We start from the raw sequence: 21,835 nt of genomic DNA on the forward strand, positions 1-21,835 counted from the left end.
AGGAGGCCCGGGGTCGGTGCTGGGCGGGGGATGGGTCGCGCTGCCCGGCGCTGGCGGGGTGCCTCCCCCGTGCCTGAACGGAGCCTGAACGGCCTGGGAGGTGACCCCAGCGCCCACCCGTGCCGCCCAGCCGCACGACTGCCCGCAGCGGCGCGGCACAACGGCCCGGAGCTGCGGCACGGCACGACAGCCCGGAGCTGCGATGCGGTACGACGGCCCGCTGCTGCGGCGCGGCGCGGGATTGTTATGTGTCTGCGGGACTGTTATGCGTCCGAGGAGAAGCGGAGCGCTGCCGGGGGGATGTGGGCGTTGCACCAGATGCGGGCGCCTGAGCGGAGTTCGTTGTCGGCGCCGATGGTCGCACCGTCGCCGATGACCGTGTCGGTGAGGACCGTGCGGGTGCCGACACGGGCGCGGGTGCCGATGAGGGAGTCGGTGATGACGGCACCGGGCTCGATGACGGCGCCCGGCAGGATCGTGCTGCCGAAGACACGCGCCCCCTCCGCCACGAAGGCGCCCTCGCCGACCACCGTGCCGCCGGCCAGCTTGGCGTCGGCGGCTACCTGGGCCGTGGGCAGCACCAGGCGGTCGCCGCAGCGGCCCGGTATGGCCGGGGAGGGGGCGCGGCCGAGCACCAGGTCGGCCGAGCCGCGGACGAAGGCGGCCGGAGTGCCCAGGTCCAGCCAGTAGGTGGAGTCGACCATGCCCTGCAGGTGGGCTCCGGTGGCGAGGAGCTCGGGAAAGGTCTCGCGCTCGACCGAGACGGGGCGCCCCGCCGGGATGGTGTCGATGACCGAGCGGCGGAAGACGTACGCCCCCGCGTTGATCTGGTCGGTGACGATCTCCTCGGGAGTCTGGGGCTTCTCCAGGAAGGCCAGCACCCTGCCCGTGTCGTCGGTGGGGACCAGGCCGTACGCCCGGGGATCGGTGACCTTGGTCAGGTGCAGGGAGACGTCCGCGCCCGTCGTCCCGTGGGTGCGGACCAGCGCGCCGATGTCCAGGCCCGTCAGGATGTCGCCGTTGAAGATCAGCACCGGGTCGTCGGGGCCCGAGTGCAGCCGGGACGCCACGTTGCGGATCGCGCCGCCCGTGCCGAGCGGCTCCTCCTCCGTGACGTACTCCAGGTGCAGCCCGAGGGCGGCGCCGTCACCGAAGTACGGCTCGAAGACCTCGGCCAGGTAGCTCGTCGCGAGCACGATGTGCTCGACGCCCGCCGCCTTCGCGCGGGCCAGCTGGTGGGTGAGGAACGGCACCCCGGCCGCCCGGACCATGGGCTTGGGCGTGTGCACCGTGAGCGGTCGCAGCCGCGTGCCCTTGCCGCCGACCAGGAGGATCGCTTCTGTCACCGTCGTCTCTGCTTCCTGCCGGGACCGGCCGAACTGTGTTTCGGCCGGCCAGTGTATGCAGACCGTTCCTTGGCGCCCTCGATTGGCCGTGCGGTGTCCCGCGCTCAGCGGCCCTGGTACTGCGCCGCCTTCGAGCGGCTCGTGCCGAGCTTGCCGTAGAGCTTCTGGCCGGGACAGTTCGTCGCGAAGCCGTCGCGGTGACCGGAGATGACGTTCAGTCGTACCTTCTTGCCTTTTCGGTAGAGATTGCCACCTCCGGACTTCAGGTATGTCTTGCCGTTCGGATTCATCCCGTAGAGCCCGAGCTTCCACGCGGTGAGCCGGGCGATCGCCTTCAGGGCCGCCGCCGACGGCTCGCCGTCGCTGTACGTGCCGAGAACGGCGATGCCCATGCTGTCGGAGTTGAACCCCAGAGTGTGGGCGCCCAGTACCGGCTTGGACACTCCTCCGGCCCGGCCCTCGTAGATCTGCCCGCACCTGTCGACGAGGAAGTTGTAGCCGAGGTCCCGCCAGCCCGTGCTCCTGACGTGGTAGCGGTAGATACTGCGGATGACCGACGGCGCCTGCGAGCAGCGGTAGTTGTTGCCGGTGGCCGAGTGGTGCACGAAGGCGGCCCTGACCTTCTTCGTGTACACGAACCCCTTCTCGCGCAGCTGCTCGTCGGCGCCCCAGCCGCGGCGTGTGGTGATCTTCGGGCGGGCACCGACGTGCGGGCTCCGCGGGCTCGCCCCGTGCCGCGCCGCGAGTCCGGCCACGGTCTCGGACCGGCTCAGGGCCGGGATCTCGGTGGCGCCGAGGGGTGCCTGGCCCACGTTGGCGCGGGACACGGCGGTCGCTTCAGCTGCCCCTTGGGTGGTCCCTCCGACGGCCCCTCCAGTGGCCGCTTCGGCGGCCGGGGCGGTGGCGCGCGGCCGCCCCTTCGCCGGCGCCGGGGGGACGGTCACGGGGGTGGCGCCCTTGCCGGGGTCGACGAGTTCGAGGCGCAGGCCGGCGGGGAGCGGGGAGGCGGCGGTCCGGGACGCTTCGGCTGCGCCCTCCGCCCGCACACGCACCTCCACCCCGTCCGACTCGCCCACCCACAGCGGTGCGGTGGCGCCGCGGACCCGGCCGGAGTCGCTCTCGGCGGTGCCGGGGTCGGCCGCGTGGTCGGCGTTGTGGGTCTCCAACCGCTGCCAGTGCGACCAGGTTCCGGTGGCGGTCGCGCGGGTACGGACCTCGACCCTGCCGTGCAGTTCGGCACCGGCGTCGTCCCACACGATGCCGACCAGCGAGAACTTACGTACGTCCCGGCGGGGCAGGCCCTGGGACGCGGCGCCGGGCGCGCGGTCGGCGGTGAGGGGGGCGAGGGGCAGCGAGCGGGTGCTGCCGGGGACTTCGGGACCGGGCTGTGCCGTTGTGCGGGTGGGAGGCGGCGGGGCCGGGGGCGCGGAGGTGGCCGCCGCCGCGGGCGGGGTGAGCGGGACGGCCAGGGCCGTCGCACACGTGACACCGATCGAGGAAGCAAGGAATCCACGCATGCCCCTGATCCTGGACACAGTCAGACAGATATGTCTATTTGGGACCTGACGGGCCGTCGGGTCGCCCTCGTCCGTTTCGGTGGTGGTGCGGCGCTCCGTCCACCCGGTGCGCGCGCCGGGGGCCGCGTACGCTTGCCCGGGTGAACGCGACCAACCGCACCCCCGCCGACCTGCTGAGTTCCGCGCTCGCCGCCGACTCGGAACGCCCCCTGGTGACCTTCTACGACGACGCCACCGGCGAACGCGTCGAACTCTCCGTCGCCACCTTCGCCAATTGGGTGGCCAAGACGGCCAACCTGCTCCAGGACGAACTGTCCGTCGAACCCGGCGACCGGGTCGCGCTGCTGCTGCCCGCGCACTGGCAGACGGCGGTGTGGCTGCTGGCGTGCGCGTCGGTGGGGGTCGTGGCCGACGTGTCGGGGGATCCGGCGGCGGCGGACGTCGTCGTGAGCGGACCCTCGCCGGAGGCGCTGGAGGCGGCGCGGGCCTGCTCGGGCCCCCGGATCGCGCTGGCGCTGCGACCGCTCGGGGGGCGGTTCGCGCCGCACGCGCCGGAGGGCTTCGCCGACTACGCGGTGGAGGTGCCGGGACAGGGCGACCGCTTCGTGCCGTACGCGCCGGTGGAGCCGGAGGCTCCGGCGCTGATCGTGGCCGGGCGGGAGTTCAGTGGCGCCGAGGTCGTGGAGCGGGCCCGGGCGGAGGCGTCGGGGCTGGGACTCACGGGGCCGGGCGCGCGGATCCTGTCGGCGTTGCCGTACGACACGTGGGAGGGGTTGAGCGCGGGGCTGTACGGGCCGCTCGCGAGCGGGGGGTCGGTGGTGCTGTGCCGGCATCTGGAGCAGGCCGGGGCGGACGTGGTCGACCGGCGGATCGAGACGGAGCGGGTGTCGGCCGTGGCGCGGTGAGCTTCCCGGCAGGTTTCCGCGCGGGATACCGCGCAGGGTTCCGCACTCCGGGCTTCGCAGCCCGCAGCCCGTACTTCGCACCCCGCGCCTCCGCACCCCCGCACCCCCGCACCCCGCGCAGGGGCTGAAGCGGGAGCGGAGCCCGGCGTCGGCTGTCCGCGGCCGAGGGGAGACCAGGGGAGGCCGAGGGAGACCGGGGGAGGCCAGGGACCCGTGACCCGTTCGGCGCAGTTCCGTTCTGTCTCCGTCCCGGGCCCGGGGCATGGTCGTACCAGCGCTCGGGCGTGGGACGGAGTCGGTCGTGGGGAAGGACGCGGGTAGGCGGGACCGCGGGGTGCTGGGACCCGGGGTGGGCGCGTCCGCGAGCGGCGGCGGGTTGCGGCGCCGGCGTCGCAGGCGGCGGCTGGTGGCGGCGGGGATCGCCGTCGTCGTCCTGGCCGCGGGTGCCGCGGGTGCCGGCTGGGCGGTGTACGCGAAGCTGAGCGGCAACATCACGGCGGACGAGGCGGCGGCCGCCGAGCTGGCCCGGTACGAGAAGGAGCGGCCCACCGCGCGGGTCCGCGGCGCGCAGAACATCCTGCTGATCGGTTCGGACTCGCGCTCCGGCGACGGCAACGGGCGCTACGGCCGGGACTCCGGGACCGAGCGCTCGGACACCACGATCCTGCTGCACCTGGCCGCGGGCCGGGACAGCGCCACCGCCGTCTCCCTCCCCCGCGACCTCATGGTCGACGTCCCCGGCTGCCACCGCCCGGACGGGTCACTCGCCGGGCCCACCTTCGCTCAGTTCAACTCCGCCTTCGCCGTGGGCGGTTCGGCGTGCTCGATCCGTACGGTGGAGAAGCTGACCGGCATCCGGCTCGATCACCACGTGGTCGTCGACTTCCAGGGCTTCAAGGAGATGGTCGACGCACTCGACGGCGTCGAGGTGTGCCTGCGCGAACCGGTCGACGACAAGGACGCCGCCCTCAGACTGCCCGCGGGCCGGGTGACACTCGACGGCGAGCAGGCCCTCGGCTACGTCCGGGCCCGCAAGTCGCTCGGCGACGGCAGCGACACCGACCGGATGGACCGGCAGCAGCGCTTTCTGGGAGCGCTCGTGAACAAGGCGCAGAGCAATGGCGTACTGCTGAATCCGGTGAAGCTGTACCCCGTTCTGGACGCGGCCACGTCGTCGCTCACCACCGACCCGAATCTGGCGAGTCTGCGTGGTTTGTACGACCTCGTACGCGGCCTGCGCGACATTCCCACTGAACGCGTGCAATTCCTGACCGTCCCCCGGGAGTCGTACACAGGAAACCCCAATCGTGACCAGCTCGTGCAGCCCGACGCCGAGAAGCTCTTCGCCCGCCTGCGGATGGACGAACCCGTGACGATCGCGGCACCCCGGAGCAACTCGGGCGCCGGTAGCGGGAATTCCGGTGATCCCGGCGGGGCCGAATCCCCGGCACCGACCTTCAGCGGGAACACCGCCGACGAAGACGTCTGCGAGTAAAACGCATTCCGAGAACGGCGGGACGGGCACGAACGCGCGGACAATTGTCCAAGGAATGCGCCGTATTGCCCAGTTGTAAGGTTCGTGGAATGCGTCACTGTCGTCGCCCCGCACCGAACCTGGCGGTTAGTGTGACTGATCCGGCGTGCCCTGTCGCGGAGTTGTGCTTCGGGGGCGCGCACCGAGTGAGCAAGACCGGGCGCCTATAGGGGAGGGCGCCGCGTGGCCCCGACGGAGGATTCGGACAACCGTGGACGCGCAAGGCCGTGGGCGGGCAGATGACATCGACCCCGCAGACCAGTGGGTGCTCAATCCGGACACCGGCGATTACGAACTGCGACTGACCCCTCCCCCACCGCAGTCGTCGGTCCCGCGCCCCCGCCGGGCCGCACCCGCCGAGGCACCGACACCGGCACCCGGCCGCGGCGGCCGTGCGGACCATGCGGACCGCGAGGTGCCCGCGTCCCGCAGGCGCCGCGCGACGCCCGAGGAGGAGCCGCCGGGACGGCGCAGCCGCCGGCGGCCGGCGAAGAAGAAGTCCAGGGGCAAGCGGATCCTGCTGTGGACCGGCGGCACCATGGCCTTCGTCGTCCTCGCCGCGGGCGTCGGCGGGTACCTGTATCTGCAGCACCTCAACGACAACATCCAGTCCGTGTCCGACGACGGCGCCGGCACCGGCGGCTTCTCGAAGGACAAGGCGATCAACATCCTGCTGATCGGTACCGACAAGCGCACCGGCGACGGCAACGAGGGCTACGGCGACAACGGCAGCGCCGGCCACGCCGACACGAACATCCTGCTGCACGTGTCCAAGGACCGCTCCAACGCGACCGCCCTCAGCATCCCCCGCGACCTGATCGTCGACGTGCCCGACTGCCCGACCACGCAGGAGGACGGGTCGACGAAGGTGATCCCCGGCGAGTCCGAGGTCCGCTTCAACACCAGCCTCGGCCAGAGCGAACGTACGCCCAGCTGCACCATGCGCACCGTCACCGAGCTGACGGGCGTCACGCCGGACAACTTCATGGTGGCCGACTTCAACGCGGTCAAGACATTGACCTCTGCGGTCGGCGGGGTCGAGGTGTGCCTGGCGAAGGACATCGACGACCCCGACTCGCACCTGAAGCTGCCGGCGGGCAAGCACACCATCGAGGGCGAGGAGGCCCTCGCCTTCGTGCGCACCCGGCACTCCGTGGGCTTCGGCGGCGACCTGAGCCGGATCGAGATACAGCAGCAGTTCCTCAGCGCACTGATGCGCAAGCTGAAGTCCAACGACACGCTCACCAGCCCGTCGAAGATGGTGAAGCTGGCCGAGGCGGGCACCGAGGCGCTGACCGTCGACTCCCAGCTGGACAGCATCACCAAGCTGAAGGACCTGGGTCTGGAGCTGGGCAAGCTCAACATCAAGAACCTGACCTTCACCACGGTGCCGGTGGTGGACAACCCGGCCGAGAAGGTCGCGGCCACGGTCGTGCTGAAGGAGGGCTCCGCCCAGCAGGTCTTCGACATGATCAAGAACGACGTCTCCTTCACCGAGGTCAAGGAGAAGGAGAAGCAGCAGAAGGAGAAGGAGGACGCGGCCGACGCCGCCCGGCTCAAGGGCGAGAAGTCCGAGCCCGGCGAGATCCGGGTCCGCGTTCTGAACGGCGGCGCCTCCGACGGCAGCGCGGGGCGGGAGCTGACCTATCTCCAGAACGAGGCGGGCGTCACCAAGTCCGAGAACGCGGGCACCGCCGCCGAGGACATCGACAGGACCACCCTGGAGTACGCCCCCGACCAGGCCGACCAGGCCCGCGCCCTCGCCGAGATCCTCGGCCTGTCCGGCGCCGCCATGAAGCCCGGCGAAAGCCCTCCCAACTCCCAGGGCCTGCCCACCATGACCCTCACCCTCGCCAAGGACTTCAAGGGCGCCGGCATCAAGCTCGACGCCTCCTCCGGAAAGGCGCCCGAGGACGTCCAGAAGTCCACGGCGGACAAGGTCGAGTGCGCGAAGTGACCTGAGCGGCCCCGAGCACGTCTGACAGTACGGCAGTCCATCGGTCAACCGTCCACTGATGGAAGGTCCACCGGCGAACAATCCGTCGGCATCGCCGTACAGCCAACACGGGGCTCCGTACGTCCAACTGTGCGACCAGGTCACGCGCAGGGGGCACGTCCGCAGGCCCAGGGTGGGAGAAGGACATGACGCAGGGCAGTGTGCACGAGGAGGGAACGCGACCGGAGGCCGGCCGTCCCACCCGCGGCAGCGACATCCGTGGCGGGCCGGACGGGGGCGGCAGGGACACGGCGGGGCGCCGGGAGCCGCCGGGCGGGGGCGGCAGACGGCCCGCACCACGCCGGGGCGGGCGCCGGCACCGGGCGCTGCGCTGGTCGGCGACGACCCTCGCGGTCCTCATACTCGGCACCGCCGGCGCCGGTTACCTCTACTACGAGCACCTCAACGGCAACCTCCAGAAGGGCGAACGCAGCAGCGGCGACTCGAAGGCGCACCGGACCGAGCCGAACGCGGCCGGCCAGACGCCCCTGAACATCCTGCTGATCGGTTCCGACAGCCGTGCCTCCGACGCCAACGTGGCGCTGGGCGGCGGCAGGAACCACCGCGACAGTCCGCCGCTGGGCGACGTGCAGATGCTGATCCACCTCGCCGCGGACCGCAAGAGCGCCGCGGTGGTGAGCATCCCCCGCGACACCCGGGTCGACATCCCGGCGTGCAAGGACCCCGGCACCGGGGAGAAGTTCCCGGCGGCCAACGCCATCATCAACGAGTCGCTCGCCCGCGGCGGCCCCGGCTGCACCCTGGCCACCTGGGAGAACCTCACCGGTGTCTACGTCGACCACTGGATGACGATCGACTTCGCGGGCGTGGTCTCGATGGCGGACGCCGTCGGCGGGGTCGAGGTCTGCGTGAACCAGAACGTGTGGGACCGCCCGCTGCCCGGCGTGCCCGGCGGCTCCGGTCTGAAGCTGACGGCCGGCTCGCACAAGGTGCAGGGCGAGGAGGCGCTCCAGTGGCTGCGCACCCGGCACGCGTGGGGCAGCGACCCGCTGCGGGCCCGGGCCCAGCACATGTACATGAACTCGATGATCCGCACGCTGAAGCAGCAGAACGCCTTCACCGACACCGGCCGGCTCATGGGCCTGGCCGAGTCCGCGACGAGGTCGCTGAAGGTCTCCGAGGAGATCGGCACCGTCAAGAAGCTGTACGACCTGGGCATGCAGCTGAAGACGGTGCCCACCGACCGCATCACGATGACGACGATCCCCACCGTCCAGGACCAGCAGGACGCGAACCACCTGCTGCCGGCCGCCGGCGCGGACGCGATGTGGGCGATGCTCCGCGACGACGTGGCCTTCGACGACAAGGGCGGCACGAGCGGCAAGGGCAGCACGAGCGGCGAGACCGGCCAGGGGGACAAGGACGGCAAGGACGGTGAAGGCCGGGGGCAGGGCGCCGGGGAGGGGTCCTCCGACGAGCCGGCCGCCGACGCCGAGATGGACGTCGTCGTGCAGAACGCCACCCGCTCGGCGACCCTCGGGCCGGTCACGGGCCGCGCCGGCGCGGTCGCCGGGACGCTGGTGGAGAAGGGCTTCACGGGGACGACGACCGACGCCTCGGCCGCGCGCGCCGAGGAGAGGACGACGGTCCGCTACCCGAGCGACGACTTGGCGGGCGACGCGCGACGCGTCGCCGAGGCGCTGGGGATTCCGGCGAGTTCGGTGCGCAGGTCCACCGACGTGTCCGGGATCACGCTCGTGGTGGGAGCGGACTGGCGCTCGGGCACGTCCTACCCGGAGCAGCGGACGCCGGGGGCCGGAGACCTGCCGGAGGACAGCGACGCCCTCAACGGCTCGGAGACCGACAAGTGCATGGAGGTCTACGAACCCTACCGATGGTAGGAGTTCACGAAAATAGGAGAGATTGCCCTGATGTAGGGGTGTCGAATGTGACACCGGAGTCGTTCGACGCCGAACCGGGCGGATAGTGTGAGCGCTCCAGTGCCCCGGCCGCGAGCTCAGCCCTGGCGTCGTGCACTTGTTGACCCTTTACCGTGCGCCTTCCACCGAAGGTGCCGCGTGGCCCCGACGGAGGATTGGGAGACCGTGGACGCGCAAGGACGTGGGCGGGCAGACGACGTGGATCCCGCAGACCAGTGGGTACTCAATCCGCGCACTGGCGAATACGAACTGCGACTCCCTCCTTCCGCTCCGCAGTCATCCGCGCCCCAGTCACCCGTGCCCGGCCCTCGCAGAGGCGCCCCCGGCTCTCCCGGGGCACCTGGCTCTCCCGGGGCACCGGGCGACACCGGCCACCAGGACGGCCCCGGCACCGCGCGTCGTCGTACGGACGCCCCCGGCCGCGAGGTCCCGCCGCAGCGGCGGCGCCGGACGGCACCCGAGGAGCCGGTGCCCGGGCGGCGCGGACGCCGCCCGGAGAAGAAGAGGTCGAAGGGCAAGAAGGTACTGCTGTGGACCGGCGGCACCATGGCCTTCGTCGTCCTCGCCGCAGGCGCCGGCGGCTACCTCTACCTCAAGCACCTCGAGGGCAACGTCTCGACGACGGACGTCGGCACCGCCGGAAGCAGCAGCTTCAAGAAGGACGAGGCCTTCAACATCCTCATCATCGGCACCGACAAGCGCACCGGTGAGGGCAACGAGGGCTACGGCGACAAGGGCAGCGCCGGGCACGCGGACACGAACATCCTGCTGCACGTGGCCAAGGACCGCTCCAACGCGACCGCCCTCAGTATCCCCCGCGACATGATCGTGGACATCCCCGACTGCGAGACCACGCAGGAGGACGGGTCGACGGAGATCATCCCCGGTACCTCGGGCGTCCGCTTCAACCAGAGCCTCGGCGACCTCGGCCGGGACGCGGGCTGCGCGATGCGCACGGTGACGGAGACGACCGGCATCAAGCCCGACCACTTCATGATGGCCGACTTCAACGCGGTCAAGACGCTGACCACCGCGGTCGGCGGCGTGGACGTCTGCGTGGAGCACGCCGTGGACGACCCGAAGTCCCATCTCACGCTTCCCGCGGGCGAGTCCACGGTCAAGGGCGAGCAGGCCCTCGCCTTCGTCCGCACCCGGCACGCCTTCGGCAACGAGGGCGACCTGGACCGGATCAAGGTGCAGCAGCAGTTCCTCGGCTCGCTCATGCGGAAGATGTCCTCCGGCGACACCCTCACCAGCCCCACCAAGCTGGTGAAGCTGGCCGAGGCCGCGACCGAGGCACTCACCGTGGACAAGGCCATCGGCAACGTGGGCACGCTCAAGGACGTGGCCCTGGAGCTGAAGAAGGTGCCGCCGAAGAACATCACGTTCACCACGGTGCCGGTGCTCGACAACCCCGCCGAGAAGGTCAAGGCGACCGTGGTCCCGAACGAGGCCAAGGCGCCCCAGGTCTTCGACATGATCAAGAACGACATCTCCTTCACCGAGGTCGAGCAGAAGGAGAAGAAGGAGAAGGCGGCCGTCGCCGCCCGCCTCAAGGGCGAGAAGTCCGAGCCCGGCGAGGTCCGGGTCCGCGTCATGAACGGCGGAGCCCCCGCAGGCAGCGCCCAGCAGGAGCTGTCCTACCTCCAGACGGACGCCGGCGTCACGAAGTCAGAGAACGCGGGCAACGCCCCCGCAGAGGTCGACAGGACCACCCTGGAGTACGACACCGGCCAGGCCGACCAGGCCCGCGCCCTCGCCGAGATCCTCGGCCTGTCCGGCGCCGCCATGCAGCCCGGCGACAGCGTCACCAACTCCCAGGGCCTGCCCACCATGACCCTCACCCTCGGCAAGGACTTCAGGGGCGCCGGCGTCAAGATCGGCGCCTCCTCCGTCAAGAAGCCGGAGCTGGACAGCGCGTCCACGGCGGACCAGAAACTGTGCGCCAGTTGACCTGAAGGGTCCAGTTGACCTGGAGGGCCCGTCGCGCGTCTTACACGGCGGCGACGGGCCCGTGCGGTGGCGCGGGGGTGGGGAGAGGGACGCGGACATGACGCGAGGCAGTGTGCAGGGGGAGGACACGCGGGAGGGCGGACCGGACGCCCCGGAGCGTGCGGGGGCCGCACGGGGGACCGACGACAACGCTGTCGGCGGCACCCGCGGCAGCGGGCCCACCGGTGGGACGCCCGACGGGGAAGCCGACGGGACTCCCGGCGAGGCAACCGACGGCACTCCCGGCAAGGAAGCCGACGGGAAGGCCGTCGCGACTCCCGGCGAGGCAACCGACGACGCAACCGACGGCACTCCCGCCAAAGAAGCCGACGGGGAAGCCGACGGGACTCCCAGCAAGGCAACCGACGAGACAACCGACGGCACGCCCGCCAAAGAAGCCGACGGGAAGGCCAGCGCGACTCCCGGCAAGGCAACCGACGGGAAAGCCCGCAAGGAGACCCGCGACCGGGGTGCCGGCGGGGCCCGCGGCCGTGGCCCGCGCAGGGTCCGCCGTGTCCTGAAGTGGACCGCGGTGGCCCTGGCCGCGCTGCTGGTCTGCCTGGCCGGCGCCGGTTACCTCTACTACGAGCACCTCAACGGCAACATCCAGCGGGACGCCCTGAACCTGGGCGACAACAAGATCGCCGCACCGACCCCGAACGCGGCCGGGCAGACCCCGCTGAACATCCTCGTCATCGGCTCGGACGCCCGGGACAGCAAGGAGAACCAGCAACTGGGCGGCGCCCGCGAGACGTTCGGCTCCACTCCGCTGGCGGACGTGCAGATGCTGGTGCACCTGTCCGCGGACCGCAGCAACATGTCGGTGGTCAGCATGCCGCGCGACACCCTGGTCGAGATACCCAAGTGCACCGACCCGGACGACGGCGAGGTCCACCCGGCGAGCGAGGGCCGGGTGATGACCAACCAGAGCCTCGGCCACGGCGGCCCCGGCTGCACGGTGGCCACCTGGCAGGAGCTGACCGGCATCCACATCGACCACTTCGTCATGGTCGACTTCGCGGGGGTGGTGTCCATGGCGGACGCCGTCGGCGGCGTCCCGGTCTGCGTGGACGCCAACATCCACTCCCGCGACGGCCAGGGCCACGGCTCCGGCCTGAAACTCGAGAAGGGCACGCACCCGGTCAAGGGCGAGCAGGCCCTGCAGTGGCTGCGCACACGCTACGGCTTCGAGGACGGCAGCGACCTGGCGCGGGCCAAGGCCCAGCACATGTACCTCAACTCGATGGTCCGCACGCTGCGCGAGAACGCGACCCTGGGCAACCCGAACAAGCTGCGCAGGCTCGCCGAGGAGGCCACCGCGGCCCTCACCGTCGACCCGGGCCTGGACACCGTCAAGAAGCTGTACGACCTCAGCGACGAGCTGCGCAGGGTGAAGCCCGAGCGCATCACCATGACCACGATGCCCAACCGGTACGTCGGCGCCCGCGTCGAGCCGACCGAGGACGCCGAGCAGCTCTTCCGGCTGGTCCGCGAGGACATCGCGCTGGACGGCAAGGACGCGAAGAAGAAGCCCGACCCCGAGCCGGCGGCCCCGGCCGACCCGGCGGCCCCCGACGACGAGATGGCCGTCCAGGTCCGCAACGGCACCCGCACCGACGAGCTGCGCGCGGCGCCCGGACGCGCGAACACGGTCGCCGGGCTCCTGGTCGAGCAGGGCTTCGCCAAGGCCGTCGCCGACCCCTCGGTGCTGCCGAGCGAGGACCGCACGGTCGTCCGCTACCCGAGCGCCGACCTGGAGGGCGACGCGCGGCGCGTGGCCGACTCCCTGGGGATCCCGGCGAGTTCGGTGGTGCGGTCCACGGAGGTCTCCGGCGTCACGCTCGTCGTGGGTGCCGACTGGCGCGAGGGCGAGGCGTACAAGGCGCCCGAGGCCGACGACGAGACCCCGGAGTCGGCCGAGGCCCTCAACGGCGCCGACGACGACGCCTGCATGCAGGTGGACCCGTCGTTCACCTGGTCCTGAGCCGCGTCGTCCGCCCCGGAGGAGGCGCGACGGACGTCAGCGCGTTCCCGCGGCGTCCGTGTCGACGTCCACATCCACGTCCGCGTCCGGCAGGACGGCCGGGCGCCGGGAGGCGATGACCTTCCTGGCCAGCGCCTTGGGGCTGGCCAGGAAGCCCCAGCCCCAGGACATGTGCATGGTGGCCAGCGCGACGGGGATCTGCGCCCGCGCCTTCAGCCCGAGCCCCTTGCCCGCCGGGACCGACCCGGCGACGATCGCGGCCAGGTAGGCACCGGGTACCGCGAAGCCCCACGGGGTCAGCGCGGCGCCCACCACGATGCCGGCGGCGATGACGCACACGGCGGTCGGCGGGGCGAGGTAGCGCAGGTTGATGGAGCCCGAGTGGTAGCGGGCGACGACATGGCGCCAGCGGCCGTAGTCCTTGTACTGCTTGGCCAGCGCCCGCACGGACGGCCGGGGCCGGTAGGACACCCGCAGCTCGGGCGAGAACCAGATCAGGCCGCCGGCCTCGCGGATGCGGAAGTTCAGCTCCCAGTCCTGGGCGCGGATGAACTCCTCGTTGTACCCGCCCTGCCGCTCCAGCGCCTCGCGGCGGAACACGCCGAGGTAGACCGTCTCGGCCGGGGCGGCGTCGCCGCCGGTGTGGAAGGCCGCGTTGCCCACGCCGATCTTCGATGTCATCGCGGCGGCGACGGCGTCCTCCCAGGCGTTCTCGCCCTCGGCGTGCATGACGCCGCCCACGTTCTGCGCGCCGGTCTCCTCGAGGAGCCGTACGGCCGTGGCGATGTACCCGGGCGACAGGATGCCGTGGCCGTCGACGCGGACGACGACCGGATGGCGCGAGGCCTTGATAGCGGCGTTCAGCGCGGCCGGCGTGCGGCCGGTGGGGTTCGGCACGGTGTGGACGCGGGGGTCCTCACGGACGAGTTCGGCGGCGATCTCGTCCGTACGGTCCGCGGAGGGACCGAGGGCGATCACGATCTCCATCTCGCCGGAGTACTCCTGGGCGAGAATGGCGCGGACGGCGCCGCGCAGGTGCCGCTCCTCGTTGAGGACGGGCATGATCACGGAAACGGCGGGCAGCCGCACGTCGGACTTGGCGTTCATCGGTGCTCACGTTACCGCGAACGGGGGACACGGGTGCGCGCCGCGGGGGTCGCAGTCCCGGGCAGCAGATCCTATGGGCCTACGGTGCTCACGGATCCCACGTCCGGCCCATGGATCCCACGTCCGGCCCCGCGGTCTCGCGCCCGGGGCCCGTCCCCGCGGAGGTGTCACCTTGCCCACGCCGCCCCGCTCCCCCCGGGTCCCGGCCTCGTCGCCCCGCGGCGGCCCGCCGCGCGGACACGGCGGCTCCCGGCCCTCCGGGCGGGCGCCGAGGCCCCCCGTTCGGCGGAGGAAGCCGCGCTGGGCCGTGCGGGCGGTGACCGCGCTGTCGGTGGTGGTGCTGGCCTCCGCCGGGATCGGGCACGCGGTGCTCTCGGGTCTGGACTCGGACATCTCGCGGGTCGACGCCTTCAAGGACATGAAGAACCGGCCCCGGGCGGGCGACGGCATGAACGTCCTGATGGTCGGCACCGACGGCCGGGACGACATCAGCGAGGAGCAGCGGCGCGCGTACAAGCTGGGCGGCGCGCCCTGCCACTGCACCGACACGATCATGATCGTGCACATCTCGGAGGACCGGGAGCGCGCCAGTGTGGTCAGCCTGCCGCGCGACTCGTACGCCGAGACGCCGGGCCACACCGACCGCACCACCGGCGAGCAGCACAAGGGGCACCCGATCAAGCTGAACGCGGCCTATGCCGAGGGCGGCCCGCAGCTGACGATCCGCACCGTGGAGAACATGACCCGCGTGAAGATCGACCACTACCTGGAGGTGGACTTCACCAGCTTCATGAAGACGGTGGACGTCCTCGGCGGTGTGAAGATCTGCACCGTCGAACCGCTCAAGGACAGCTACACGGGGCTCGACCTGCCGGCCGGCAGCCACACGCTGAAGGGCGGGCAGGCGCTGCAGTACGTGCGGGCCCGTCATCTCGACGGCGCCTCGGACCTGAGCCGGATGCAGCGCCAGCAGCGCTTCCTGGCCGCCCTGATCGACCGGGCGACCTCGTCGGGGATCCTGCTGAACCCGCTGAAGTTCCGGGACGTCACGCGCGCCGTCCTGGGCTCGGTCCGCGCCGACCAGGGCTTCGGGACCGACGAGCTGCTGACGCTGGGGCGGGCGATGCGGGACTTCTCGCCGTCGTCCTCGGAGTTCACCACGGTGCCGATCGGGCAGATGGGCTACGCCGTGAAGGGCGTCGGCTCGACCCTGAAGTGGGACCCGGCGAAGTCGGAGCGGATCTTCGACGCCCTGCGCCAGGACGAGCCGCTGGCCGCGCCGAAGCCGGAGCGCAAGGGCCCGGCGCCGGTGCGGGTCCCGGTGGACCCGCAGCAGATCCGGGTCCAGGTGGAGAACGGCACCCGCACCGCCGGGCTCGGCAAGAAGGTTGACGACGCTCTGGCCGCGACCGGGTTCGGCACCACCAGGGCGCCGCGCAACGCCACCGACCGGGCGGTCGAGCGGACCGTGGTCGCCTACGACCCCCGCTGGGACCGGTCGGCGAAGTCGCTGGCCGCCGCCCTGCCCGGCAGCGAGCTGAAGCCGGTCGAGGGGCAGGGGGCGACCCTGAAGGTGATCGCGGGCGCCGACTACGAGAAGGTCGTGAAGGTGACGCCGGCCGACCCGCCGAGGGAGCCGGGCACGGTGGTGCGCGGCGACGAGGTGACCTGCGGCGAGCGGTGAGGACGGGACAGCGGTCCTGCCGGCTCAGTCGGCGGAGACGGTGACCGCCTTGTCCTCCTTCAGCTCCTCGACGAGCTGCTTCACCTTCGCGTCGTCCCACTTGAGGTTGCCGCCGACGCTGCCCGAGATCGGCATGTTCATCGAGGTGCCCTCGCCGCCGCTGACGCTCTTCATCGCCCAGAACATGCTCGCCAGGTCGAACAGGCCCATGTCCTTGTCGACGATGAGGGAGTCCAGACCCGCGCCCATGGTCGGGTACAGCTTGAACGGGTTGAGGACCGTCGAGGGGGTGGCCACCTGGCTCGCCAGCGCCGACAGGAACTTCTGCTGGTTCTTGGTGCGGTCCAGGTCGGAGCCGGCCAGCGCGTACCGGGTGCGGACGAAGGCGAGGGACTCCTCGCCGTTCAGGGTCTGCTTGCCCTTCTTGAGGTCGGCGCCGGACTTCTTGTCCTTGATGTCCTGCGGGATGTCGATCTCGACGCCGCCGACCGCATCCACGATGTTCGCGAAGCCGGCGAAGCCGATCTCCACGTAGTGGTCCAGGCGCAGCCCGGTGTTGTGCTCGATGGTGCGTACCAGCAGCTCGGGGCCGTCCTCGGCGTACGCGGCGTTCAGCTTGGTGCGCCGGCCCGTGCCCGGGTACTCCTTGCCGGACTCGGAGCCGACGAAGCTCGGGATCTCCACATCCGAGTCGCGGGGCAGGGAGATCAGCGTCGAGCCGTTGTCCCCGGTGTGCAGGATCATCATGGAGTCGGTGCGCTTGCCCTCGGCGTCACCGGTGTGCAGGTCCTTCTTCTGGTCGTCGGTCATGCCTTCGCGGCTGTCGGAGCCGACGATCAGGTAGTTGGTGCCCTCGCCGGCTCCGGGCCGCTCGATGACCTTGGACAGGTCGACCTCGCGGTTGAGCTTGGAGTCGGCCCAGAAGTAGGTGCTCACCGTCGTGACGACCAGCACGGTCACCACGGTGATGGCGGTCCACTTGATCCGCCGGCGCCAGTTCGGCGCGGGCCGCCCCGGGTCGTAGCCGCCGGGCCCCTGCCCGGGTCCGTGGCCGCCGGGGCTGCCACCGTAGACCTGGCCGGTGTTGTAACCGCTGTCGTACCCGTCGCCGCCGTGCCCCTGGCCGTCGGTGTACGACGGCTGTTGCGGCACCCCGCCGTACGGCGGGGCCGCCTGGCCCGGGCCGGGCGGCGGCGTGCCGCGGCGGACCTGCCGCATCACGCGGGCGCTCTCGGGCCGTGCGCTCGCGCTGCCGCGTCCGTACGCGTTGCCGCGGTTGTCACCGGACCATCCCTCGGGCCAATCATTCATGCGGACCAGTGTGCAGGTCCGCAGGGTCCGCGTTACAAGGGTCGTCGGAAAATCAGGGCACCGCTGTTGCGAAGCCGACACAAAATCACACCCGTGTGCCCCCGGCATAAGGTGGAGGCCATGACAGACCAGGCAGAACAGGCCTCGGCCGCGCCGTCGGCGGCTCCGGAGATCCCGGGCAAGCCGACCTCGGCGTCCCGCACCACCCTCAGCCACATCATGACGCACAGCGACACCAACCTTCTCGGCACCGTGCACGGCGGCGTGATCATGAAGCTGGTCGACGACGCGGCGGGCGCCGTGGCCGGACGGCACTCCGGCGGACCCGCCGTCACCGCGTCCATGGACGAGATGGCGTTCCTCGAACCGGTCCGCGTCGGCGACCTCGTCCATGTGAAGGCCCAGGTCAACTGGACCGGCCGGACCTCCATGGAGGTGGGTGTGCGGGTCATGGCCGAACGCTGGAACGAGTCCGCCCCGGCCACCCAGGTCGGCTCGGCCTACCTGGTCTTCGCCGCGGTGGACGCGGCCGGCAGGCCCCGCACGGTGCCGCCGGTCCTCCCGGAGACCGAGAAGGACCGGCGCCGCTACCAGGAGGCCCAGATCCGCCGCACCCACCGCCTGGCCCGCCGCCGCGCGATCATGGACCTGCGCGAGCGACGGGTGGCGGAGGGCCACGAGGACTGACCCGCGGCCGTCAGAGCATCAGCAGCAGCCGCGTGTTCGGCACCAGCTTCCGGTTCACGCTGGTGCTCTGCACGAAGATCGTGAACTCGTCGTTGTGGTCCGGCTTGATACGGACCTCCACGTCCGGCAGGCCGAGCAGGGCCCGGGCCTCCGGCCCCGTGTAGACCCGGTCCGTCTTCTTCTCCAGCACCGATATCTGCTTCCTCGGCTGGACCTTCTCCGACTTGCTCAGCTCGTAGAACGCACCGCCCGTGCGGTAGGTGTGCCCGGACTCGACGACCCAGTCCCGGATCGCCGCGTCCCGGGTGACGGGGACCAGTTGGTACTTCGAGGAGTCCACCGGCTTGAGTCCGGCGGCCTTGATGGTGTCCTTGTTGACCGCGTCGGCGCCGGTGGAGAACACCGCACGCGAGCCCCGGATGCCCTTCGAGCGTCCGATCATGAACTTCTCGGTGGCCTCCTGGATGACCTGCCCGGCCTCCTGCAGCCCCTGGGTGCTCGTGGCGTCCCAGATGGCGATGTTGTCCTTCGGGAAGCCGTACTGCATGGCCTCGCGCTTGCCCATCTGGTCCGGGACCAGGACGGCCAGCGTCCAGTTGTCCTCCTGGGCCTCGATCATCGAGGCCACCGCGTCGACCAGCGCGCGCGGGTCGCGGGCGGGGGCGTCGGGACAGCGGTGGCTCACGTTCTCCTGGCCGTCGGTGAGGACGAAGGTCAGGAAGCTGTGGTCGCCGTACAGCTGGGCGGTCTGCGCCAGCTCCCGCTGCGACTTGAGGGTGGCCGCCAGCAGCGCCGTCATGCCGCCGACGCGGTACATCTGCTTCAGGGACGGCATCCGCAGCACGTCCTTGTCGTAGATGACGCACTGCACCTGGTCGGCGAAGACGTAGACCGTGACGCGGGTCTCCTGGTCCAGCTCCTGCGACCGGCGGGCCAGGTAGGCGATCTGCTCGTCGGCGACCTCCACCACCTTGCCGCTCAGGCGGGACATGGACGAACTGGCGTCCAGCACGAGAGCGACGTGGTTGATGTAGTTCTGGCTTCCGGACAAGGCGGCTCCCCCTCTTTTCGGACTCTCTCCGACTCGGTGCCCCTACCGTCTCACCCGGCACTGACAATCGGCCCGACAGCCGCCGGGCCCGTTCGCCGCGCGGTCACGCACCCGCGCGCGGCGAACGGGCGGAGGACTCGGGCCGCCTGACCGTGCGTCAGTCTTCGGGTCCTCCGGAGGCTTCCGGTCCTCCGGAGGCGGGGGCGAGCGCCCCGAGGGATCCCGGGAAGAGGTACTCGTCCTCCGGGACGGTGGTGCCGTGCGCCCACGCGTCGAAGAACCCGGTGAGGTCCTTGCCGGAGACCTCCGCGGCGAGCGCCTCGAACTGCGGCCAGGAGGCGTTGCCGTAGCGGTGCTCGCGCTGCCAGCTCTTGAGGGTGCCGAAGAACGCGTCGTCGCCGACCGTACGGCGCAGGGCGTGCATCATCATGGAGCCCTTGCTGTACAGGGCGGGGTCCAGTTCGCGGCCCGGTCCGGGGTCGTACAGCCTGGTCTTCCAGAAGTCGGGGTCGGCCGCGCTCTCCTCCACCATGGAGCCGTAGAACCCCTCGTCCAGGTCGGCGCCGTGCTCCTCGTCCCACAGCTGGGAGGCGTACTGGGCGATGCACTCGGCCAGGCAGCCGTCGCGCCAGTCGGAGACGGAGACGCTGTTGCCGAACCACTGGTGGGTGTTCTCGTGCACCGCGGCGAAGTCGAAGAAGCCCCCGAAATACGTCGGGCGGCTCTGCGTCTCCAGGGCCAGCGGGCCCCCGCCCGCGTCGCCGTCGACGACGATCGCCCCGGCCGAGGAGAACGGGTACGGACCGAACTTCGAGGCCAGGAAGTCGATGATCTCGGGCAGCCGCGCCTCCGTCTCCGGCGCCCTGCGGGCCCCGGGGCTGTAGGCGTGAATGACGGGGGTGCCGTCGGAGAGCTCCGAGGTGTGCACCGTGAACCTGTCGATCGCGACGGTGCTGAGGAACGTGGCCATCGGCCGGTCCTCGTACCAGCGGAAGGTGGTCGTGTCCTGGCCGGTCCCCTTGTCGCGGCCGGTGGTCGTCTCACCGGGCCGGCCGTTGCCGATCACCGTCCAGCCGGTCGGAACGGTGGCCGTCAGCCGGAAGGTCGCCTTGTCCGAGGGGTGGTCGTTCGCCGGGTACCAGGCCGTGGCGGAGTGCGGCTCGCCCAGCACGTTCGCACCGCCGTCGGCGAGCGTGTGCCAGGCCTCGCCGACCGGTTCCCCGGAGTAGCGGACGCGCACCTCGAACGCGGCGTTCTCGGCGAGCGGCCGGTCGGGGGTGACGACGAGTTCGTGCGCCGACTCGCGGGAGACGGCGCGCGCGGGTGTGCCGTCGACGGTGACGGAGGCGACCTGGAAACCCTCCAGGTCGAGGTGGAAGCGGTCCAGGTCCTGTGTCGCCACGGCCCGCACCGTGGTGTCGCCCTCCAGGTGGCGGGGGTTCGCCGGATCGTAGTTCAGGTGGACGTCGTACTCGGTGACGTCGTAGCCGGAGTTCCCGTCCTCGGGGTAGTACGGGTCACCGACTCCGGGGCCGCCGGGGTCGGCGGAGGCCGCGGGGGCGGACAGGGCGGTGAGCACGATGCCGGCGGCGACGGCCGTGGCCAGGGCGGTGGTGCGGCGGTGTTTCCAGCGGGCAGGCATACGTCTGCTCCTTCGGAGTGGGGGGCGGGGAACCGGGCAGCGGGCCGGGGTCAGCTGCCCGCGGCGAGCTGCCAGACCGTGCTGATGAACGCGTTGGTGCTGGTCGTCTCGGTCGCCGGATCCACGTTCTCGATGCGGTCGCACGCCTGGTGGTAGCAGTCGTCGAGCCCGGTGGCGAAGCCGCCCACCGGGATGCCGGCGTCACCGAACGACACGTGGTCGCTGCCGCCGATGCCGATGCCGATCGTGGACAGGTTCCGCGCGGCGAAGTACCCGTTGAACGCCTCGGCCGCCGCGGGGTCGTCCTCGACCACGAGCCACTTCGGGTCGCCCTTCGTACCGGCCATGTCCATGTTCAAGTAGACGTCGATCCGGTCGCGTTCGGCGGCGGACAGGTCCCCCACGTAGGCGCTGGACCCCACCATGCCCGCCTCCTCCGCGCCCCACCACGCGAACCGCAGGTGGCGGTCGGGCGCGAGGTCCGACTTCGCCACTTCGAGGGCGGTGGCGAGGAGGGCGGCGGAACCGGAGCCGTTGTCGTTGATGCCGGGGCCGGCCTCCACGCTGTCGAGGTGCGCCCCGGCGAACACGACGTGCTCGGGGTCGCCGCCGGGCCAGTCGGCGACCAGGTTGTGGCCGGTGGTGCCGTCGTGGGTGAAGCGGTGCAGGGCGGTACGGAAACCCGCGGCGTCCAGCGCGGCCTTCACATGGGCGACCGACTCGCGGTAGCCCTGCGTGCCGTGGGCGCGGTTGCCGCCGTTGCGGTCCGCGATCCGCTGCAGGGCCTCCAGGTGCGGCATGACCTGGTCGGCGGTGACGACGGGCGGAGTGACGGCCGCCGGCGCTTCGGCCAGGGCCGGCGGAGCGCCGGTCACGAGGGCGGCGCACAGACCGAGGAGCGCGGCCGCCCGGCCCAGGCGTAACGACGGACGGGGGCGTACGGAGCGGAGGCCGGCTGGACGACGGCCTGGTGTGCTGGTCGGGTGCATCGGCAGGTCTCTCTTCGCGGTGGGCGGTGACGGGTGTGCCCGGTCGGTCCTCCGGACACGGGCCACGGCAGGAGCGCTGCCCTGCCCCGGGCCCGGACGGAGAGACCGGGCCGCGGCGGAGTGGGTTGCAAAGAGATCGCAAAGTCTCGGGCCGCTCCCGGTGCGGCCCGCCGGGAGCGGACGCGCGAA

The 21,835-nt window shown here is 71.6% G+C and carries 15 protein-coding genes; 8 read left to right on the forward strand and 7 right to left on the reverse strand.

Annotated elements, in window-relative coordinates; genetic code table 11:
• Positions 1-263: 263 nt before the first annotated feature.
• Both manB and HZS56_RS13490 read right to left on the reverse strand, forming a co-directional pair.
• Entirely contained in the window at positions 264-1,346 is a 1,083-nt protein-coding gene (gene manB, locus HZS56_RS13485) for a mannose-1-phosphate guanylyltransferase (protein ID WP_216720937.1), read from the reverse strand.
• A gap of 104 nt (positions 1,347-1,450) precedes the next feature.
• Complete coding sequence (locus HZS56_RS13490; RefSeq protein ID WP_216720938.1) at positions 1,451-2,863, reverse strand: peptidoglycan recognition protein family protein; 1,413 nt, start codon at positions 2,861-2,863, stop codon at positions 1,451-1,453.
• 140 nt (positions 2,864-3,003) lie between these two features.
• Between HZS56_RS13490 and HZS56_RS13495 the strand changes: the two genes are divergently transcribed.
• The 6 genes from HZS56_RS13495 (at position 3,004) to HZS56_RS13520 (ending at position 13,175) form a co-directional block, all read left to right on the forward strand.
• On the forward strand, positions 3,004-3,768 hold the full coding sequence (locus tag HZS56_RS13495) for a TIGR03089 family protein (RefSeq protein WP_216720939.1): 765 nt from the start codon (positions 3,004-3,006) through the stop codon (positions 3,766-3,768).
• A gap of 301 nt (positions 3,769-4,069) precedes the next feature.
• Positions 4,070-5,263, forward strand: coding sequence for an LCP family protein (locus HZS56_RS13500; protein WP_374201140.1), 1,194 nt, complete (start codon positions 4,070-4,072; stop codon positions 5,261-5,263).
• A gap of 250 nt (positions 5,264-5,513) precedes the next feature.
• A complete protein-coding gene (locus tag HZS56_RS13505; protein ID WP_216720941.1) occupies positions 5,514-7,259 on the forward strand; it encodes an LCP family protein in 1,746 nt (581 codons plus the stop codon).
• A gap of 185 nt (positions 7,260-7,444) precedes the next feature.
• A complete protein-coding gene (locus tag HZS56_RS13510) occupies positions 7,445-9,160 on the forward strand; it encodes an LCP family protein (protein ID WP_216720942.1) in 1,716 nt (571 codons plus the stop codon).
• A 204-nt stretch (positions 9,161-9,364) separates the two neighbouring features.
• Complete coding sequence (locus tag HZS56_RS13515) at positions 9,365-11,152, forward strand: LCP family protein (protein WP_216720943.1); 1,788 nt, start codon at positions 9,365-9,367, stop codon at positions 11,150-11,152.
• A 97-nt stretch (positions 11,153-11,249) separates the two neighbouring features.
• Positions 11,250-13,175, forward strand: a complete 1,926-nt coding sequence (locus HZS56_RS13520) for an LCP family glycopolymer transferase (RefSeq protein WP_253914199.1) — start codon at positions 11,250-11,252, stop codon at positions 13,173-13,175.
• 36 nt (positions 13,176-13,211) lie between these two features.
• On the opposite strand, the gene HZS56_RS13525 is transcribed toward HZS56_RS13520, so the two are convergent.
• Entirely contained in the window at positions 13,212-14,282 is a 1,071-nt protein-coding gene (locus tag HZS56_RS13525) for a glycosyltransferase family 2 protein (RefSeq protein WP_216720944.1), read from the reverse strand.
• 172 nt (positions 14,283-14,454) lie between these two features.
• On the opposite strand from HZS56_RS13525, the gene HZS56_RS13530 reads away from it, so the two are divergent.
• Positions 14,455-15,966 carry an LCP family protein gene (locus HZS56_RS13530; protein ID WP_444875599.1) on the forward strand — a complete coding sequence of 504 codons (1,512 nt, stop codon included), beginning with the start codon at positions 14,455-14,457 and terminating at the stop codon, positions 15,964-15,966.
• Positions 15,967-15,990: 24 nt separating this feature from the next.
• On the opposite strand, the gene HZS56_RS13535 is transcribed toward HZS56_RS13530, so the two are convergent.
• Positions 15,991-17,277 (reverse strand): LCP family protein, encoded by a 1,287-nt coding sequence (locus HZS56_RS13535; protein ID WP_216720946.1) that lies wholly within the window; start codon positions 17,275-17,277, stop codon positions 15,991-15,993.
• A 120-nt stretch (positions 17,278-17,397) separates the two neighbouring features.
• On the opposite strand from HZS56_RS13535, the gene HZS56_RS13540 reads away from it, so the two are divergent.
• A complete protein-coding gene (locus HZS56_RS13540) occupies positions 17,398-17,964 on the forward strand; it encodes an acyl-CoA thioesterase (protein ID WP_216720947.1) in 567 nt (188 codons plus the stop codon).
• A 10-nt stretch (positions 17,965-17,974) separates the two neighbouring features.
• Here HZS56_RS13540 and HZS56_RS13545 read toward each other — a convergent pair whose 3' ends face one another.
• The 3 genes from HZS56_RS13545 to HZS56_RS13555 form a co-directional block, all read right to left on the reverse strand.
• Complete coding sequence (locus tag HZS56_RS13545; RefSeq protein ID WP_216720948.1) at positions 17,975-19,015, reverse strand: vWA domain-containing protein; 1,041 nt, start codon at positions 19,013-19,015, stop codon at positions 17,975-17,977.
• A 157-nt stretch (positions 19,016-19,172) separates the two neighbouring features.
• Positions 19,173-20,657, reverse strand: coding sequence for a M1 family metallopeptidase (locus HZS56_RS13550; protein WP_216720949.1), 1,485 nt, complete (start codon positions 20,655-20,657; stop codon positions 19,173-19,175).
• Between the two features lie 50 nt (positions 20,658-20,707).
• Entirely contained in the window at positions 20,708-21,532 is an 825-nt protein-coding gene (locus HZS56_RS13555) for a M20/M25/M40 family metallo-hydrolase (RefSeq protein ID WP_308408069.1), read from the reverse strand.
• Between the last annotated feature and the right edge of the window lie 303 nt (positions 21,533-21,835).

This window comes from Streptomyces mayonensis (assembly GCF_018982965.1).
GTDB classification, from domain to species: domain Bacteria; phylum Actinomycetota; class Actinomycetes; order Streptomycetales; family Streptomycetaceae; genus Streptomyces; species Streptomyces mayonensis.

What these genes read in the sequence shown, in the direction of transcription:
- HZS56_RS13510 (WP_216720942.1), top strand. Translation starts at nt 7,445, where the DNA reads ATGACGCAGGGCAGTGTGCACGAGGAGGGAACGCGACCGGAGGCCGGC.
- HZS56_RS13540 (WP_216720947.1), top strand. Translation starts at nt 17,398, where the DNA reads ATGACAGACCAGGCAGAACAGGCCTCGGCCGCGCCGTCGGCGGCTCCG.
- HZS56_RS13550 (WP_216720949.1), bottom strand. Translation starts at nt 20,657, where the DNA reads ATGCCTGCCCGCTGGAAACACCGCCGCACCACCGCCCTGGCCACGGCC.
- HZS56_RS13520 (WP_253914199.1), top strand. Translation starts at nt 11,250, where the DNA reads ATGACGCGAGGCAGTGTGCAGGGGGAGGACACGCGGGAGGGCGGACCG.
- HZS56_RS13535 (WP_216720946.1), bottom strand. Translation starts at nt 17,277, where the DNA reads ATGAATGATTGGCCCGAGGGATGGTCCGGTGACAACCGCGGCAACGCG.
- HZS56_RS13490 (WP_216720938.1), bottom strand. Translation starts at nt 2,863, where the DNA reads ATGCGTGGATTCCTTGCTTCCTCGATCGGTGTCACGTGTGCGACGGCC.
- HZS56_RS13525 (WP_216720944.1), bottom strand. Translation starts at nt 14,282, where the DNA reads ATGAACGCCAAGTCCGACGTGCGGCTGCCCGCCGTTTCCGTGATCATG.